General features: G+C 34.7%; 1 protein-coding gene and 1 pseudogene. One reads left to right on the top strand and one right to left on the bottom strand.

Features of this window, described 5'->3' with window-relative positions:
• Positions 1-25: 25 nt before the first annotated feature.
• Positions 26-337, bottom strand: coding sequence for a hypothetical protein (locus tag F6K13_RS33925; protein WP_124147160.1), 312 nt, complete (start codon positions 335-337; stop codon positions 26-28).
• A 226-nt stretch (positions 338-563) separates the two neighbouring features.
• Between F6K13_RS33925 and F6K13_RS33930 the strand changes: the two are divergent.
• A pseudogene (locus F6K13_RS33930) lies at positions 564-1,130 on the top strand (protein kinase); the annotation flags it as partial.
• Positions 1,131-1,227 lie beyond the last annotated feature (97 nt).

The raw sequence follows: 1,227 nt of genomic DNA on the forward strand, positions 1-1,227 counted from the left end.
CTATTAAGGCCACACTCTTACTGCGTCAAGAAGTTAATAAATCTTTTGTAGTTGGGTCTAGGAGTCCTTTTTCTGGTAGTTGTGCCACCAATTGATTCACAGTAACAAGATAATTATCCGTCTGAATATTAGGTTCTATACCTTTGATTGGGTCATAAACTCTAACAACAGCAGGCAAATACCTAAAATAAATGTCCCGTAACGACACATAACTAATATTAAATAGTCCTAGAGTAAGATTCAAAAGAGCCAATAAAGCGATCGCTTTTGCCCATAATGGAACTTGCTGAGAAGGCTGAGAAACCTGAATATCATCAGTTAAATTAACATTTGACATAATTATTATTAGACATAAATTCGGAATAAGTTCAGTAATACCAGACTTATAGTTCAATTTAGGCTATTTACACTCTGTCCAAGGGAAGAATTAATATAGAGATATAGCACTACGCAAATAGTTTAGGACAATTATAAACACTCAAATTCAGTCAAGGATAACTTCTGACTTCTGACTTCTAACTTGCGCGTAGCTCTATAGTTGCCGAATCTTTTTAATACTTATAATGAGCTACTGTTTAAATCCTCAATGCCCAAATCCTCAAAATCCTGAAGAAACATTATATTGTCTAGCTTGTGGAGCAAAATTGCTGCTGAGAGAAAGATATCGCCCTATGAAACCTATAGGTAGGGGTGGCTTTGGTAGGACTTTTTTCGCTGTAGATGAAGATAAACCTTCTCACCCTCCTTGTGTAATTAAACAATTTTTACCTCAAAATACTGGCGACCCAAAAAAAGCTGCCGAGTTATTTCAACAAGAAGCAATTAGATTAGATGAACTTGGTCAACATCCACAAATTCCAGAATTATTAGCTCACTTTGAACAGGATAATAATCAATATTTAGTACAGGAATTTATTGATGGTTCTAATCTTGCTCAAGAGTCAACAAAAATAGGTCCTTTTAACGACGGTCAAATCAAACAAATATTGAATGAATTATTACCAGTTTTACAGTTTATTCACGAACATAAAGTAATTCATCGGGATCTCAAACCAGAAAATATTATTCGTCGTAATTTTCTACCACAAACTACAGGATGGATGACTAATACAAATCGATTAGTATTACTTGTTCTGGAGCGACATATTCCGGACTGCCAATTATTGTTCCAGGTTGCATTAAAGCAGTTCCAGTAATAACTTTAGCTGCACCAAAATCAACTAATAC

Source organism: Okeania sp. SIO2B9 (assembly GCF_010672505.1).
GTDB classification, from domain to species: Bacteria; Cyanobacteriota; Cyanobacteriia; order Cyanobacteriales; family Microcoleaceae; genus Okeania; species Okeania hirsuta.

Coding starts and splice junctions, on each gene's coding strand:
- F6K13_RS33925 (WP_124147160.1), bottom strand. CDS start 337: ATGTCAAATGTTAATTTAACTGATGATATTCAGGTTTCTCAGCCTTCT.